Raw genomic sequence first — 15,150 nt, forward strand, 5'->3', positions numbered from 1 at the left:
CTCAGACTGCCCCTATCACGCTAAGAGCTAAGATCCTCATCGAGGCCGCCGCACCTAGTACCCGGAATCAGAGCTGAGTGATACGGCGGCCTTTGAAACGGCGTTGACGGACCTTTTTCTTGGTCCAGACGAAGGGCTCGGCTCTGTCGTTGTATGCGTTGACGTAGGCATCGATGTGTTCCTGAAGCTGCTTGAGGCTCGTGAAGGAGGTGCCGCTGAGCGACTGCCCCTGCAAGATGGAAAACCATACTTCGACCTGATTGAGCCATGGCGCACTTGTCGGCGTGAAATGAAATTGCACGTTGGGGTGGGCCTTGAGCCAGTCCTCGTTCTTTTTATGGGTGTTGAGGTTGTCGAGGATGACGTGAAGCTTGCGGTTCGGAAAAGCCGCGGTGACGCTGTTCATGAAATCGAGAAACTCGACGCGGCGCCGGCGTTTTGAATGGGTCGCGATGATCTTTCCGGTGGCGACTTCGAGCGCCGCAAACAATGTTGTGGTGCCATGCCGCTTGTAATCGTGGCTTTGGCCGGTCAAGGCGCGGCCATTGGGCAACTTCAGATAACCCTGCGCTCGCTCCAAAGCCTGGATCGAGGGCTTCTCGTCCACGCACAGCACAATGGCCTTCGCCGGCGGCGCGACATAGAGGCCGACAACATCGGCGGCTTTGGCCGTAAAGTTCGGGTCGTTGCTCTCGCACCAGGACTTGCGAGCCACCAGGTCAATCTTGTGGCTGCGCAGGAACCGCCAGACATATTGGACATCGACATCGCCCAGCGCCTCGGCCAGAAGGGGGCCGGTCCAGCGCGCAAACCCTTGCGGTGGCGGCTTATCCAGCAGCTTCAGAATCCGCTTGTCGGTCGTCTTCGTATAGATCGGCTGCTTGCCAGGCCGCGGCTTGTCTTGCAGCCCTTCAAGGCCATGGTCGGCATAGCGATGCCGCCAAAGGCTGACAATCCGCGGCTGGACCCCAACTTCCTTGGCGATCGACCGGGTGCTGCGCCCATCCGCCGCCAACAGAACTATCCGCGCCCGCTTCAAATCGCGCTGCAACGTCACCGGTGAGCGACAGCACGCCTCAAGCACCTTGCGATCTTTCCTCGAAAGGTGGACTTCTCTTGCTTCGGGTATCATCCCGACCTTGAATCACGACTCACGTTCCAAGAAAAGTGGGTACTAGTATCTTCATCTCCTCACTGAACACGAAAAGCGGGCGCTAGCGCCCACTTCAGTGACTTATCCCATAAGCTGGAACCGCTTCGCAGTACCAGCCAGACCTCAGGCCAACTCAAGCATCGGACGTTGTGCCTGGATTCTCATTGCTGTCGATGATTTCCTGGTTCACCTGGCGTCCAGACCGGTCAACCCACCCCGAGCCTGGTTGTTCATAAATCGTCTGGGCTCCGTCCGAAGTCAATTGATCAAGCGTACGGCCCGCATTCGACTGCGTCACCTTGAGATTGTTCTTACCGTCAAAGCGGTCTCCAAGCCCTTCGACGACCATGGCATTGTCGCCGTTAGTAATGGTCAGCTTCGAGGCCATCGTTTTGCCCTTGCCGATATCAACGGTGTCGACAGTAATCTTCGTGCCGTCGTCGAGCTGGAAAGTCATGTTCTTCTTGAAGTCAAAGTCGACCTTGCCGTCACCGTCGGCATCGACGTGGGGATCGCCTTTAATCGAGGTGATCTTGCCTGTTTGACTGTTACGAATGAGCACTGTTCCGTCATTTTCGTCGACCAAGATCGAATACTTATCACCAAGCTTGATCTCAGCCTTGCCGTCCCTGACCTCATGTGACCACACTGGCGCCGGCTGAGAAGACTGCGTGGGCACCTGGGCAGCCGCAACAGGCACCATCGCAAGAGGCGGCGGCGGAGGAGGAACGAAGAAGACGGGCGCCGTAGAGGTGGGCGCTCCGCTTGCATACTGGTAGTTGCCCGGCCCACGCCCTTGCTCGCCGTCGTCGATACTCGCCTGATTCACGGCGCGTCCGGCGCCATCGACCCATCCCTGTCCACTCTCATGGATCGTTTGGGCACCATCAGACGTCAACTCGTCAAGGGTCATCCCAGCGTTGGACTGCGTCACCCTCAGATTGTTTTTGCCATCCTTGTCGTCGCCGAGCCCCTCGACAACGATCGCGTTGTGGCCGTTCGTAATCGTAAGCTTTGAAGAGATGGCCTGGCCATTGCCGTAGTCGACATTATTCACAGTAATCTTCGTGCCGTCGTCGAGCTGAAACGTCATATCCTTCTTGAAATCGAAGTCATCCTTGCCGTCTCCGTCGGCATCAACGTGCGGGTCGCCATGAATGACCGTGACATGGCCGGTCTGGTTGTTGCGGACTGTCCACGTGCCATCCTTCTCATTGGCCGTAATCGTATACTTGTCCCCAAGGTTGATCGTGGCCTTGCCATCCTTGACCTCATGCGTCCACACCGGATCCACAGCAGGCTCGGCATTCTGATTCAGCTGGCTCATCAGCATGGTGGAAGGAGGAGGCGCCATCATGTACGCCTGCGTCGTAACGACGGCTGGCGCCACGACGACCGGAACGACACTCCCAACGGCCGTACCGACGAGGGCTGGTGAGGCTACCGGCAAGTACTGGTAGCTCGCCGGGGCATATTGCCCCAACATGGCGTTGAAGGTGGGAGTGACAACAGCGCCCTCCGGCGCCACTCCGTTCATCGAGTCGGGCGCACCCACCACTGGCAGGCCGGCCACGGGAAGATACTGCATTTAGTTCACTCCTGTTGCATAGACGACATCTGTAAAACTGTGAGCGTTACGCGCATAGTCACCCAAGATCCGCCGCTTCAGATCTGCATGAGAGCGCCTGATCAGCTCATCCGAACGAACGACTAATTCCCTTGCCAGAACCGGCAGCCTATGGAGATCCTCTCTCGCCCCATCACCGTAACCGCACGAGCACATCACGCGCATTCAACTCACAGATACGGTAGCCCGAACACCTGTCGAAAAGCTGACGATGATCAGCGAGCCAAGCCGCACGCACTTTGGCATCGATCGGATGTCCGAAACGCATCCTTCGCTGAACGTATCGCAAGATTTAATATTCCCTCCTGGCAAGATTCGTCTGGTACCAGCGGTGCTCCCATGTCTTCAGGCAAATGACACGACGTTGCCGGTTATCAGCCAATCATCTCATCCTCACCGCAATCAGCGCTCCCGCCGGAACTGCACATCATCTGCGAGGAGCGATCAACAGCTTGAACTCTCGCTGCATTTTCCCAAACATCAAGACTTCGCGAAAGGTGAGCTTTCGCAAGCCGCCATCTTAGCCAAACGGGACAAGCGAGGGCTGAGATCCGCACGGCTCGATGACCTTATCCCGCTTCCGTGCTCCACCCTGCAAGCCACGCGCCTGCGAAGGTTCCGCCAAGTCAAATCATTCCTGAACGCGCAGCTAAGCACGGCTCAACTCGCCTTCATCCAAGCCGGCTATAGGGCGCCGCTGGGAGCGACAGGGCGATCCGATGATTGCGAGCAGATGCAAGCCTGCCGCAAAATATCACTCGCCTCAACGTGAGGCTCGTCAGCTTTTCGAAAGCTAGCGCCCCTAGCATGAGGCCGCTGAAGCTAGGCGAACAGTCGTCTGCGCAACAAGACGAACATAGGAGAACGCAATGATCGGAGAAATGATTGGAAGCGCCGCCGGCGGTTACCTAGGCGGCCCGGCCGGAGCGGCAATTGGTTCGGCACTGGGCGGGACCGTGGACAAGGTCTTTGACAAGGTGGTCCACACCTTGGTGCCCGACGAGGGTCACCATGATAAGGCCGAAGACCACAAAGACGCCGGCGAAAAGACCGAGGTGCAATCCAAGCACGAGACTGCCTGCAAGAGCCCGGAGCTGAACCTCGGGCTCAGCACGCTCGGCGGTACGCCCATGTTCCTTTCCATTCCTGCGATCGTCTCGCCGGCCCGCACCTCGTAACAAATCAGAACCAGCGTTATCCCAAAAGAAAGGCAAATAGACATGGCGGTTGACAATGTTGGCGGAAATGGCGGCGCTGCTGGTGCCCAGCAGACCGGCGATAGCGGCTTCCAGAACCAGATGGCTGAATTCGAGCGTGTGAGCCAGAAGGTTCAGGCCCAGGCCGTGGCAATGCGCAGAATTACGACCGAACTCTCGTCCGAGAAGAAGGTCGCCGACGAGCGCGTCCAGTAATTCTGCAAGACGGGTGGCTCACCGCAGTTGCTACCGTCGCCGCGCTGTGAATGACGAAGTCTGGATGAGCCGTACGGCACCGCCGTACGGCTTCTCTCGTTATTCGGGGGATTATCGTGAACGACTCTGTTTCGCTTGAGTTCGAGGTGCTTTCGGGGGTCTATACCGGGCTCAAAGGAAAGACGGCGGGCGGCGAGAGCATTGTGGGCAGCGGCCTCGATGCGGACATGATCTTCGTTGAACAAGGGCTCGAACCGCATCATCTTCGCGTCATCCCGCAGCGCGATTCGATCGAGCTCGAAGCGCTCGCTGCCAGAATCAGCATTGACCGTCACGCTAGCATTGCAACAGGTGAGCGCGTCAGAGTGCCGCTTCCCGCGATCATTCATGCCGGCGCGATGTCCATCCGCTGGTCGGCAGAGGATTTCCAACCAATTGCTTCGAGCAAGCGATCTCGCCGCTCGATCGTGGCACTCAGCCTGATCTTGCTCAGCTCTGTCGCGATCGGCACCGTCTCAATCATCTTTGCCCCCGGCGATAGGGCGGTGGCGCCAAGCACCGGATCATCGCACGCGGTCGAAATTGCCGCTAAACCAACCGTCGATCATTTTGACGCGAGAGCTGCTGATGAAATGGCCGCATCACTGCGCCAACAGATCGAACGAGAGGGCCTTCCTGACGTCAAGATCGGGCACGGGCCCGGCGTCGTGACCGCGGAAGGGACGATTGCGCCGGACCTCGTCGCAAAATGGAAAGAAATCCAGCAATGGTTCGATCGTCAAAGCAATGGTACCCCGACCCTTGTGAACGCTGTCGCGGTGAAAGAGGAAAAGATGCCGTCTTCGATTGCTGTCCAAGCCGTCTGGCGCGGAAGCGAACCTTATCTGCTTATTGCCGGGCAGAAGTATTTCGTCGGCGCGCTCTTAAGTAATGGATGGACCGTTGATCGAATCGAGGATGGACGAGTTCTGCTCAGCCGCAACGGCCGATCTGCCGCTTTGCCCTATTAAGGTCTCTACCCTGCAAAAGAGAAGGAGAAGGCTATGGCTAGGCTGCCTCAGAACTCCGTAGGGCCCGGCAACTCATCGCAGGGGTTAGATGCGGGCCAGCACGCACCAGTCATCGGCTCGCCTCCTTCGCGAGGTGATAAGCTCGAAGTCGGAGGCGCCCATGCGGATAGCGGCACGAAGCGGGCGTCGTGGCAGGATGCGGCTTCGTATGATCTGCCAATTGATGGCGCGAGCGAAGCGGCGCTCGGGGTCGATTCCGTCGGCGCCATCTCACGCGTCACTTTATTCGAAAGCGAAGCAGGAGCGAATGAGGTAGATGCACGCGCGAGATTGGCTTCGCTTTATGGTCCCAATCTGTCCCGCGGACTACTCTCCTTCGTAGTTCCGCGCCTTCGTCATCCCGACGTACTGCGCGCTGACAAGCATGGTGTTCTTCTGGAACGCTTGACGCGAACATTGGAGGCGACGCCGGAAGACAAGACGGCGCGAGAGTGCTTGGCAATCCTGCAGCAGGAGCTGCAGCGGTTACTAATGCTCCGACAAAACCAAAACAGCTTAATCAAGGGTTAGCCATGGCCGATCCTGATGGATTGCATCGCGTCGCCGTTCCCCTGGCTCCAGGAGTCTCAAAATCCGGCGATATTCCGTCGATCTCCGGGCCAGAGCGCGACCTGCTTTGCGCACTCTCATATGTCCATCTCGCGTGCGGGCAGAGCGCACACAGCCTGGCTCTGTTGCGAATTGCAGCTCGCGAGCATTCCAACGACGTCGGTCTACTCCGCATTCTAGCCTACACGCTCATCGCCGAGGGCCTCGGCGAGGAAGCACTCCATGTGCTGGACCGGCTGGACGCACTTGATACGCAACCCTCTTCTCGCATACCGATGACGCTGTTGCGCAGTCACGCGCTACGGCACGCTGGCCGCATGGCCGAGGCTCGCGAGGTCTTCCAGACCTATGTGTCATTGCGCGCGAGTACAGCCCTCATCCGAAAGCAATAGGGATCTATCATGGCTAACACCTTGCGCGGCTTTGTCGTGCGCGCTCCGGCCCACCCGGATTTCATGGTTGCCTTGATGCTGCTTCTAGCGATCGGCATGATGATCATGCCAATCCCAATCATCGTGATCGACATGCTGATCGGCTTCAATCTTGGCTTTGCCATATTGCTGCTGATGGTTGCCCTCTATCTCAGCACACCGCTTGATTTCTCGTCCTTGCCGGGCGTCATCCTGATCTCCACCGTATTTCGGCTGGCGCTGACGATTGCAACAACACGGCTGATCCTCGCCGAAGGCGACGCGGGCAGCATCATTCACACCTTCGGCGACTTCGTCATTTCAGGGAATATTGCGGTCGGAATTGTCATATTCTTGATCGTGACCATGGTCCAATTCATGGTTCTTGCCAAGGGTGCCGAACGCGTCGCAGAGGTGTCTGCGCGCTTCACGCTTGACGCGCTACCAGGCAAGCAGATGGCGATCGATGCGGAGCTACGCAACAGCCACATCGATCAACACGAAGCACGCCGCCGACGTGCCGCCTTGGAACAAGAGAGTCAGCTTCATGGCGCTATGGATGGTGCCATGAAGTTCGTTAAGGGAGACGCGATCGCCGGGCTGATCGTGATCTGCATCAATATGCTTGGCGGAATAAGCATCGGCCTGCTCTCCAAGGGCATGTCGCTCGATGAAGCGCTGCATCAATATACTCTTTTGACGATTGGTGATGCGCTCATTTCGCAGATTCCGGCGCTGCTGCTGTCAATTACCGCCGCGACCATTGTCACGCGCGTCAACGGACCCTCCAAACTCAGACTCGGCGCCGATATCGTTCACCAACTTACCGCAAGTACGGAGGCACTTAGGCTAGCCGCTTGCGTCTTGGTATTCATGGGGCTCGTTCCTGGCTTTCCTTTGCCCCCGTTTGCCGTGCTGGCCGTCCTGTTCGCTGCCGCAAGCTACGTCAAGGTCGGCCCCAAAGACGACAAGCCTGCCGCCAAAATAGGAGCTAGCGCCGCGGCATCGGCGCCGGTTCCTGCAGCGGTCCAAAAGCAGGCCGCACATGCGGAAGCGCTTCCGATCGCGTTGTTCCTTGCACCAAACCTGACGGATTCGATCGACAAAGACGAGCTGGAAGAGAGCATTTCGCGTGTTTCAAGGCTCGTGTCGGCGGACCTTGGCATCACCATTCCGCGGATCCCTGCCCAGATTGGCGACAGCTTGTCCTCGTCGCAGTTCAGGGTCGATGTCGATAGTGTGCCAGTTGAGCGTGATGTGATCAATCCCGGGCACTTGGCACTCAACGACGATGTCGCGAACATCGAATTGAGCGGCATCCCCTTTCAACAAGACCCTGAAACGAATCGGGTCTGGATCGAAGAACGGCATGCAGCGGCTCTCAAGGCCGCCGGAATCGGATATCATCGGCTAAGCGAAGTTCTTGCCTTACGTCTCCATTCCACATTGACGCGCTTTGCACAGCGCCTGGTCGGTATTCAGGAAACCCGCCAATTGCTCGCTCGGATGGAGCAGGAATACCCTGATCTGGTGAAGGAGGTACTGCGTACGGCCACCGTCCCTCGGATCGCCGAGGTCCTGCGCCGCTTGCTCGATGAAGGCATTCCAATCCGCAATACCCGCTTGCTTCTGGAGGCATTGGCAGAATGGAGCGAGCGCGAGCAAAACGCCGTCCTGCTCACCGAGTATGTTCGTGCTACCTTAAAACGCCAAATCTGCTTCCGGTATGCTAATGCCCATCGCGTCGTGGTCGCCTTTATCATCGAGCGTGAGAGCGAGGAAATCATCCGCGGCGCAGTACGGGAAACGGCCGTAGGCCCATATCTCGTCTTGGATGAATGGCAGAGCGAAAAGCTGCTTGCACAATTTCGTCAGATTCATGCGACCATCGCGCAAAGTAAGAGCCAGCCTGTCGTCCTCGGTTCGATGGATATCCGGCGTTTCGTGCGCGGTTTTCTCACGCGCAACGGAATCGACTTGCCTGTTCTGTCCTATCAAGATCTCGCCGCGGACTTCACGGTCCGGCCGATCGGATCCGTCAAGCTTCCAAAGGCGCCTTCCTCAGGAGGGCTCCTAACAGCTGCAAGCTAAGAGTGCGCAGCACTACCTTGTGAGTAGCCGATGAAATCTAATGACACCAGCTTCCGCCGATATCTGTGCTCCGCCAGTCCAAGGCTGCGGCCGGCTCTGCTTGCGATGCTGACTGTTGTGCTGCTCGCTGGTTGCGCTACCGCAGACAAACATGGCCTTTCACCGCAGCAGAGGTCCGCATCAGACCTCGCAGACAGCGAAGAGATCGACCCCGCCGCGCGCGAGCGCATTTCGCACGCGCTTGGCCGAGATGCTGATGAAGGGGCTCTGCGCGACGCATTGAAGCAACAGCCGAACAACATTGATGCGGCTATTCCTCTTGCGCGAGCCCTGCTGGCACGCAACTGTCCGAATGATGCGCTTGAGGTGCTCGACGGCGTGTTATTGGCAACCCCTGGCGACCTGCGCGCATTAAATGCCAAAGCAGTTGTTCTCGATCACGAGGGCCGTCATCAGGAAGCCCAAGAGCTATACCGCCAAGCTCTCGCGGCGGAACCTGCAAACCCGATGCTGCGCAACAATTTCGGACTGTCCCTCGCCCTTCAAGGCAAGATGGACGCCGGCGATGCCAGCGCAGCACCTCAGGCGGGCAGCCGGAAAGCATTGGCTCGTTCAAGATAAGGCGATCAAGAGCGGGCAGGAATAGCGAAGCGTGATGCTTAGCTGTCAGCTTGCCGACAGCTAGGCTTACTATGAGCGCGGAACCCCACTCCGGCGCGGCCTCGCCGACATAACAGGACGTGTTATGTTTCAAAACACTAAAGCTCTATCTAACAGCGAACGTGCGTCCGAGCTCGATGAAATGGGAACGAGCTCGGACGATGGCTCCCACACGGATAGCCCAAGATTCTTGGATGTATTCTCTGCTCTGAGTTTGGCGCCATCGAGCTGCTCCGTTGATGCATCTTTGGCAGCAGTCCCGCCATACGCGCTGGTTGACGAGCGGCCGGTGGTTGAGATCTCAAAATCTTCGTTTGAGAATAAGCTGGCAGATTTTTATGGAGGAGACATAGAGGATATTGCTGCCAATCCGCAGCGATACTCGCGCTGGGTTTCCGAAAAGGCTCACGCACAGCGGACACTGCATTTCGCTTCGGCACGAAGTCTATTTCGGAGAAATCGTGCTTTTTCAGCTATCAGCTTGGGAACAAGAGCGTCGGGCTTCTGAGAACGGAACCCGGAGGCCGCATGAGTGAGCTGTTCAAGGGCAACAATGATTAGCGCCATCAATTTCCTGGACGAGATGAAATCACCTCAACAATAGCTTTCCGGGTTACTCATCCGCTCGTCGAGAACGCGGGCGATATCTTGCTTGAACATCAGCTCCAGATCGACGGAAACAAACCGCTCGTTCTCTCCCACTCTTCCAATCCGGAAGCGAAAGCCCGCGCGGCAGCGTTGGGCTTTCTTGAGGTTAGTGACTCGATGATGGTGCTAGATCCCACCAAGCACGATGACAAATGGAAGAACGAAGGCGGCAATTGGCAGCGGGCGGGTAAGCCGCCTTTGTATCTTGCCGCGACTGAAGACAACAGCGGCAATGCCAAGTATACCGAGAGTGTAGCGAAGCCCGCGAACGATCCGTATGATGAGGAATATGACTTTATGTAGAGCCTACAGGCATCACACGAAGAGCGATTGGCCGGATCGGCGGGGCAAGATCAGGCCTCTATCTCATTTCCTGCTGCATGTACTCTTGAGCACCGACATCTTTTCCGTATCCGCAGGCGGAGTTGGACTGCGCTGTGGGCCCTTTCGTCTGGCGGAATCAAGCCGGACGAGCAGCAGATCGATTATCTCTCGGACTCCGCAGCCTCGTGTTCCTCCTGATCTGCAGCTTGCGCCAGCAAAGAGCCTCCTTGTATCAGCCGAAATGACGCGGTCTATCGGCACTGCGAAGCTACAGCGCGCGATGGCGGCGCACGATCTCCATGACACCCGGTCCTGCCATGTGAGGATCTCCTCCTCTGCCTTCCCGGGAAAAAACTTGCTCGCAAACCGTTTTCAGCCCTTTAGCCGCCGGCAGCGGACGGCATGATTGGTTGGCAGAATCTTGCCGGCATGAACGTCCTCCGGGAGGATCACATCCTCATCAAACCCGCTCGGCACTGCTACATCCACGCCCTTCTGGCATCTTGTCGTTCAGATAAGAGAGAGGAGAAATAGCGAAGTAGTTAACATGCGCCAACCAGGCTCCGGCTTGCAACCGCAAATCACATGACCGCGATCTGCGGTGCCCTTGGTATCCTTAATCTGAGTGACTTGTTGGCAGGTGATTTAAGGACGGTGAGCGGTGCGCTCGGCTTCCCTTTGCCTTACGTAAACCGCGACGGCCGGCAAGTGACTTCCACTGTCTCATCGAAGCTATCGCTGAGCATTTGTTTACCTCGCGCGTCAACAACCGATGGGCTTTTGCGGCAAATCTTCTCAATCGCGCTCCCCCGCGGCACCTGATGCGCGCGGCCGATAAACTACGCTGTTGTCGCACGTTCATCCTGGACTACTTCGGCGCAGTGTACTCAGAGGAGCTGCTCGCTGGCAGACAAATCGTCAAGCCGCTCATCGTGTAGAGCGAGATGTGTGACGGCAAGCTGCTGAGTGTTGTGCCAGCGTATATCGCGCTTGATCTACCCCCAAATCTCCAGAGACGCCAAGTTCTCCTGAGACGTTGTGCGCAAGGTTGTGTTCATGACATGTCGACGGTTACATTTGGCCACCTGAAGCCTTGGACTCGACGACGCGCACCACTCCGGCGGTTAGCGTCTATGCCGGCACGGTCAGATCAGATCGAGCAGCATGCTTCACGCTTCAGAACGACCTGCAGGTGGTTGTGATCCAGGATCATCGCACACCAGTCGTCACTCAGATGATCTGGTATAAGGTCGGTTCCGCGGATGAACCGCCCGGCAAATCGGGGCTTGCGCATTTCCTCGAACACCTGATGTTCAAGGGTACTTCCAAACATCCGGCGGATGAATTCTCCAAGGCCGTGCTGCGCGCCAGCGGCTACCAGAACGCCTTTACCGGGTTCGACTTCACCAGCTACTTCCACCACGTGCCTCGAGAGCACCTCGGCAAGATGATGGAATTTGAAGCCGACCGCATGACCGGTCTCGTTCTCAAGGACGAGAACGTGCTCTCCGAGCGAGACGTCGTGCTGGAGGAATTCAATATGAGGGTCGCCAACCATCCAGGTAACCGGCTTGCTGAGCAGATGATGGCGGCGCTTTACCTCAACCACCCCTACGGCCACCCTATTATCGCGTGGCGCCAGGAAATCGAAAAGCTTACCCGAGAGGACGCGCTTGCCTTCTACCGGCGCTTCTATGCACCTAACAACGCGATCCTGATTGTCGCTGGCGACGTAGCCACCAAGGAAATGCGCTCCATGGTGAAGGAGACGTTTGGCGGCATCCCCGCGCAACCTTCGATTCCCAAGGAACGCCTGCGGCCGCAGGAACCGCCGCCGGCCGCGCAGCGCAGAGTGACACTGGCCGATGCCCGCGTCGAGCAGCCGGCCCTGCGCCGCTATTATCTCGTACCCTCGACTCGCAGCGCGGCCGCGGGCGAGGGTCCAGCGCTTGAGGTGCTCGAGCAGTTGATGGGCGGCGGCATTAACTCATATCTCTATCTCTCGCTGGTTGTCGAAAAGCAGCTCGCGGTCACCGCCAGGGCGAGCTACCACTCTGCCGCGCTCGATCCATCGCTATTCGAGATTTCCGTCATACCAAAGCCTGGCGCCAACCTCAGCCTGATCGAGCGCTGCATCGACGAGGTAATCGCCGGTATTGCCCGTAATCCCGCGAGTGCCGAAGATCTCCAGCGGGCGAAGACGCGGCTAACCGCGCAAGTCGCCTACGCCCAAGACAGTCAGGAACTGCTCGCTCACTGGTATGGCCGCGCCCTGACGACGGGACTATGCATCGAGGATGTACAACGCTGGCCGGACGACATCCGCGCGGTCGGCGCACCGCAGGTGCATGAGGCCGCGCGGATATGGCTCGACAAGAAACGAGCGGTAACCGGCTATCTCGTCAAAGAGTCTACCCCGCAACACTGGGAGACGCTCTAGTGATCCATCCTTGCACTCGACGCGGGATCCTCCTTGGAGGAGCCTCCCTCTCCATGGCGGTGCTCGCTTCGTCAAATTCGCATGCCGCACCACGATCACTGGACCGGACCAGGATCAAGCGTTTGATTTCGTCTTGCGGCATAGAAGCCTGGTTCGTGCAGGACTCCACTGTCCCATTGATCTCGATGGAATATGCCTTCACCGGCGGCGCGGCTCAGGATCCCGCTCAAAGACCTGGCGTAGCCCACATGGTTTCTGGGCTGCTCAAGGAAGGTTCCGGCAAATTTGACTTCAAGACCTTTCATCAGCGGCTGGACCGCCATGCCATTGAGCTGCGTTTTCACGTGACCCATGATCACTTCCGCGGTGCCTTGCGCACGATCAATGACAGCGCGGAGGAGGCCTTCGAGCTTTTACGGATCGCGCTAACCTCGCCGCGTTTTGAGGCCGCCGACGTCGAACGGAACCGTGCCGCTGTGCTTGCGCGCCTTCGGCACGACTCAACCGATCCTTCGTCGCTGGCTCGCCGCAAGTTCCTCGAAGTCGCTTTTGGGGATCATCCCTATGCTCGCCCAGTCGATGGCTACTTGGAAAGCGTGCCGAAGATAGAGGCCGAGGATCTCAAGGGTTATGTCCGGCGCGTCATTGCAAAAAGACACGTTCAAAATCGCGGTGGTCGGCGGGGTCGATCCAGGGGCCGTCTGCAAGCTGCTCGATAAGACCTTTGGCAGCCTGCCGAGCAACGCGGAAGCGATGCCGGTCGCCGACGTCATCGCAGCAAAGCCGCCGCAGCGGGTCTTTATTCAGCTCGATGTGCCGCAGACAGTTGTGACTTTTGGCGGTCCAGCCGTCCGTCGCAGCGAGCCGGGTTTCATGCCCGCCTGTATCGTCAACCACATTCTCGGCGGCGGCGGCCTGACGTCACGCCTGTTCCGCGAAGTCCGCGAGAAGCGCGGACTGGCTTATTCAGTCCGTGAGCAGCTTGTCTGGCTGGATCATTCAGCCATGTTTCTCGGTACCAGCGGCACCTGCGCCGATCGGGCCGGTGAAACGGTTGAAGAAATCGAGAAGCAGGTCCGACAGATCGCCGCGGAAGGACCGACTCAGCAGGAGCTCGATGACGCAAAGTCCTACCTGAAGGGCTCGCAACTGGTAGCTCTCAACACATCATCAAAACTGGCGCGAACGCTACTGCAGCATCAGCTTGACAAGTTGCCTATCGACTATCTCGAAAACCAGAATGCCGTCGTCGATGCGGTGACGCTGGAAGACGCCAAAGAGAGCAGCGCAGCGGCTGTGGGGCGGGGGTCTGCTCACAATTATCGTCGGCCGCGCCCCAAAGGACGCAGCGCAGGCGGCCATTGTGCCGTCCAGGACTACACCCCCGCCGGGCGCCGATCAGCTAGACACCGGCCCGACGACGCCGCCCAATTTATTTTCTAGCAGCCCATGTGCTTAGCTCTCGCGCGCAGAGAGGCCTTTAGCCACTCACCTTTAGCTCGTGGAGATATTCCTCGGCATACCGAAAAGACGGCGATCTGATCCAGTAGACCTTTGATGGTCTGCGAAGCCATAGTCGGACCGCCTAGCATCCCCCCGATTTGCGCTTTCATCGAGCTCGCAATCTGACGCTACGTAAGACTCGGTCTCCCATTAAAATTTGATAGCGGCAGCGACAGCATCCATAGCGAACCTACGGCAATCCAACGATCACCATGGGCAGACTTTGATTCTTGCCCCGCATATTCCAGCCGCACACAAACCTCACGTAAATCACCAGTACAAGTGATTACTCCCATTGCCGGAGCTGCATCATCACGCGACGTTACTCGCTAGATGTTGAAAACGCTTATCAGTTGCAGAGCTCTCGCATCGGCGGTTCATTGCCCCTTCTTTCCGCCATGTTCGCACCCAAAGCAGTGACGCGCCGATAGCGCACTTTGCGCGCGGCAATAGCAAGAGCTCAGGAGATTTTTCTATGGTGAAGCCAGTGGTAATTGTAGTCGGTGCGGACAAGGGAGGAGTCGGCAAGACGACCGTATCACGAACGCTACTGGACTACTTTAGCGTCAATAACGTGCAAATACGCGCGTTCGACACGGAGTCGCCCCGGGGAACGCTGAAGCGCTTTTACCCCGGGATCACTGAGATCGTCGACATGACTGCGACGGCGGACCAGATGAAGATCTTCGATACCTTGAACTCAGGGCTGTCCGTCACTGTCATCGATGCTCGCGCAGGCCTACTGTCCTCTGCGCTGGCTTCCTTGCGCAACATCGGCTTTCTGGACTCGGCACGGTCTGGCCAGATCACATTTGCCGTGTTCCACATCCTGGGATCATCTATCGCGTCGCTAGACGAGATCGAGGAAACCGCGACTTTCATGACCGGTGCAAAGTACTACCTGGTCAAGAACTTCATCAACGACACTCAATTCTTCCAGTGGGATCAAGCCACTTATAATTCCTATTTTCATCGCATCAAACATGCGACTGAGTTGACCATCCCGAAGCTTAACGAGATGGCGTATGAGCAGGTGGAAGTCGCGTCCGTCCCGTTCATAGACTTCGTCGCGAACAAGGGACGCAATGATGAACCCGCGAACAACTCCTTCGTGCTGCGCGGCTATGTCCGGCACTGGCTGGCAAATGTCTGGAGCGAATTTGATCGCATCAACTTGACGGAATTGGCCGGGGCCAAGTCCGCCACCCGGGCCGGCGAGAAGTAGCCGTATATCCGGCAAGCTCGAGCCCACGCACAGAACGA

The 15,150-nt window shown here is 57.8% G+C and carries 12 protein-coding genes and 2 pseudogenes; 12 read left to right on the plus strand and 2 right to left on the minus strand.

Annotated elements, in window-relative coordinates; genetic code table 11:
- Positions 1-67: 67 nt before the first annotated feature.
- On the minus strand, positions 68-1,132 hold the full coding sequence (locus tag LPJ38_RS36920) for an IS630-like element ISRj1 family transposase (RefSeq protein ID WP_039228620.1): 1,065 nt from the start codon (positions 1,130-1,132) through the stop codon (positions 68-70).
- A gap of 154 nt (positions 1,133-1,286) precedes the next feature.
- A complete protein-coding gene (locus LPJ38_RS36925; protein ID WP_014497946.1) occupies positions 1,287-2,741 on the minus strand; it encodes a DUF1521 domain-containing protein in 1,455 nt (484 codons plus the stop codon).
- A gap of 250 nt (positions 2,742-2,991) precedes the next feature.
- Here LPJ38_RS36925 and LPJ38_RS36930 point away from each other — a divergent pair, with 250 nt between their 5' ends.
- The 12 genes and pseudogenes from LPJ38_RS36930 (at position 2,992) to LPJ38_RS36985 (ending at position 15,112) form a co-directional block, all read left to right on the plus strand.
- On the plus strand, positions 2,992-3,552 hold the full coding sequence (locus LPJ38_RS36930; RefSeq protein WP_014497947.1) for a hypothetical protein: 561 nt from the start codon (positions 2,992-2,994) through the stop codon (positions 3,550-3,552).
- Between the two features lie 97 nt (positions 3,553-3,649).
- Positions 3,650-3,958, plus strand: a complete 309-nt coding sequence (locus LPJ38_RS36935) for a hypothetical protein (protein ID WP_011084613.1) — start codon at positions 3,650-3,652, stop codon at positions 3,956-3,958.
- Positions 3,959-4,000: 42 nt separating this feature from the next.
- Complete coding sequence (locus LPJ38_RS36940; RefSeq protein WP_014497948.1) at positions 4,001-4,192, plus strand: hypothetical protein; 192 nt, start codon at positions 4,001-4,003, stop codon at positions 4,190-4,192.
- 116 nt (positions 4,193-4,308) lie between these two features.
- Positions 4,309-5,202, plus strand: coding sequence for a SctD/MshK family protein (locus LPJ38_RS36945; protein WP_011084612.1), 894 nt, complete (start codon positions 4,309-4,311; stop codon positions 5,200-5,202).
- Positions 5,203-5,235: 33 nt separating this feature from the next.
- Complete coding sequence (locus tag LPJ38_RS36950; RefSeq protein ID WP_011084611.1) at positions 5,236-5,772, plus strand: hypothetical protein; 537 nt, start codon at positions 5,236-5,238, stop codon at positions 5,770-5,772.
- A 2-nt stretch (positions 5,773-5,774) separates the two neighbouring features.
- Positions 5,775-6,203, plus strand: coding sequence for a tetratricopeptide repeat protein (locus tag LPJ38_RS36955; protein WP_011084610.1), 429 nt, complete (start codon positions 5,775-5,777; stop codon positions 6,201-6,203).
- Positions 6,204-6,212: 9 nt separating this feature from the next.
- On the plus strand, positions 6,213-8,312 hold the full coding sequence (sctV, locus tag LPJ38_RS36960) for a type III secretion system export apparatus subunit SctV (protein WP_011084609.1): 2,100 nt from the start codon (positions 6,213-6,215) through the stop codon (positions 8,310-8,312).
- A 30-nt stretch (positions 8,313-8,342) separates the two neighbouring features.
- Complete coding sequence (locus LPJ38_RS36965; protein WP_011084608.1) at positions 8,343-8,933, plus strand: tetratricopeptide repeat protein; 591 nt, start codon at positions 8,343-8,345, stop codon at positions 8,931-8,933.
- A 181-nt stretch (positions 8,934-9,114) separates the two neighbouring features.
- A pseudogene (locus LPJ38_RS38455) lies at positions 9,115-9,923 on the plus strand (effector protein NopP).
- Positions 9,924-11,037: 1,114 nt separating this feature from the next.
- Complete coding sequence (locus tag LPJ38_RS36975; protein WP_018647480.1) at positions 11,038-12,384, plus strand: M16 family metallopeptidase; 1,347 nt, start codon at positions 11,038-11,040, stop codon at positions 12,382-12,384.
- 53 nt (positions 12,385-12,437) lie between these two features.
- Positions 12,438-13,843 (plus strand): annotated as a pseudogene (locus LPJ38_RS36980) (M16 family metallopeptidase).
- A gap of 519 nt (positions 13,844-14,362) precedes the next feature.
- On the plus strand, positions 14,363-15,112 hold the full coding sequence (locus tag LPJ38_RS36985) for a P-loop NTPase family protein (protein WP_011084600.1): 750 nt from the start codon (positions 14,363-14,365) through the stop codon (positions 15,110-15,112).
- Positions 15,113-15,150 lie beyond the last annotated feature (38 nt).

It is taken from the genome of Bradyrhizobium daqingense (genome assembly GCF_021044685.1).
GTDB lineage: Bacteria > Pseudomonadota > Alphaproteobacteria > Rhizobiales > Xanthobacteraceae > Bradyrhizobium > Bradyrhizobium daqingense.

What these genes read in the sequence shown, in the direction of transcription:
- LPJ38_RS36950 (WP_011084611.1), top strand. Translation starts at nt 5,236, where the DNA reads ATGGCTAGGCTGCCTCAGAACTCCGTAGGGCCCGGCAACTCATCGCAG.
- sctV (WP_011084609.1), top strand. Translation starts at nt 6,213, where the DNA reads ATGGCTAACACCTTGCGCGGCTTTGTCGTGCGCGCTCCGGCCCACCCG.
- LPJ38_RS36935 (WP_011084613.1), top strand. Translation starts at nt 3,650, where the DNA reads ATGATCGGAGAAATGATTGGAAGCGCCGCCGGCGGTTACCTAGGCGGC.
- LPJ38_RS36925 (WP_014497946.1), bottom strand. Translation starts at nt 2,741, where the DNA reads ATGCAGTATCTTCCCGTGGCCGGCCTGCCAGTGGTGGGTGCGCCCGAC.
- LPJ38_RS36940 (WP_014497948.1), top strand. Translation starts at nt 4,001, where the DNA reads ATGGCGGTTGACAATGTTGGCGGAAATGGCGGCGCTGCTGGTGCCCAG.
- LPJ38_RS36920 (WP_039228620.1), bottom strand. Translation starts at nt 1,132, where the DNA reads ATGATACCCGAAGCAAGAGAAGTCCACCTTTCGAGGAAAGATCGCAAG.
- LPJ38_RS36965 (WP_011084608.1), top strand. Translation starts at nt 8,343, where the DNA reads ATGAAATCTAATGACACCAGCTTCCGCCGATATCTGTGCTCCGCCAGT.
- LPJ38_RS36955 (WP_011084610.1), top strand. Translation starts at nt 5,775, where the DNA reads ATGGCCGATCCTGATGGATTGCATCGCGTCGCCGTTCCCCTGGCTCCA.
- LPJ38_RS36985 (WP_011084600.1), top strand. Translation starts at nt 14,363, where the DNA reads ATGGTGAAGCCAGTGGTAATTGTAGTCGGTGCGGACAAGGGAGGAGTC.
- LPJ38_RS36930 (WP_014497947.1), top strand. Translation starts at nt 2,992, where the DNA reads ATGATCAGCGAGCCAAGCCGCACGCACTTTGGCATCGATCGGATGTCC.